The sequence below is a fragment of the Brevibacillus reuszeri genome, from assembly GCF_001187725.1.
Lineage (GTDB): Bacteria > Bacillota > Bacilli > Brevibacillales > Brevibacillaceae > Brevibacillus > Brevibacillus reuszeri.
Map to the genome: position 1 here is coordinate 1 of NZ_LGIQ01000021.1, position 616 is coordinate 616.

The 616-nt window shown below is 37.8% G+C and carries 1 protein-coding gene; it reads left to right on the forward strand.

Going from position 1 to position 616, the window contains the following annotated elements; translation table 11 throughout:
* Positions 1-78: 78 nt before the first annotated feature.
* A partial coding sequence (locus tag ADS79_RS34005; protein WP_152969590.1) for an IS110 family transposase occupies positions 79-616 on the forward strand: 538 nt, incomplete at its 3' end.

Here is a 616-nt window from a genome sequence, read left to right on the forward strand (position 1 = left end):
CCGTATAACAAGCGAAGCTATGATACTACAAGCAGGACTAGGGGTTACCGGCAAATTATCTTGAAAAGGAGCGATACAATGAATCCAGTTGTTGGTTTGGATGTATCTAAAGGGGAAAGTCAAGTTCAAGCATTTTTAGACAAGAGTCAGCCATACGGAAAAAGCTTTAGTATTTCGCATACTCGTGAGGGACTAGATACTTTTCATCACTTTCTCAAGAATGTAGAAAGTATAACTGGTAAACAACCTCCGGTTGTTTTGGAGTCAACTGGACATTATCAGACTCCAATTACTCAGTTTCTAGAAGAACAAAACTACTTATATATTGTGATAAACCCACTCATCTCTTATCAAGCGAAAAAATCAAGCTTACGCAAGGTCAAAACTGATGCGATCGATGCTTATCATTTATGTAAGCTGTATTATAAGGAGGAACTACAACCTCATAAGAAAAGAGGGTTACAACTATTAAACCTCCGTAATCTTACAAGACAGCACGAGTCTCTAACTGATCTTTGCATGCAAGCAAAATTACAGTTCCATGCCATTTTAGACCAAGTATTCCCTGAGTTCAGAAGTGTATTTGGGGACTTATTTTCAAAAGTATCCTTGCACA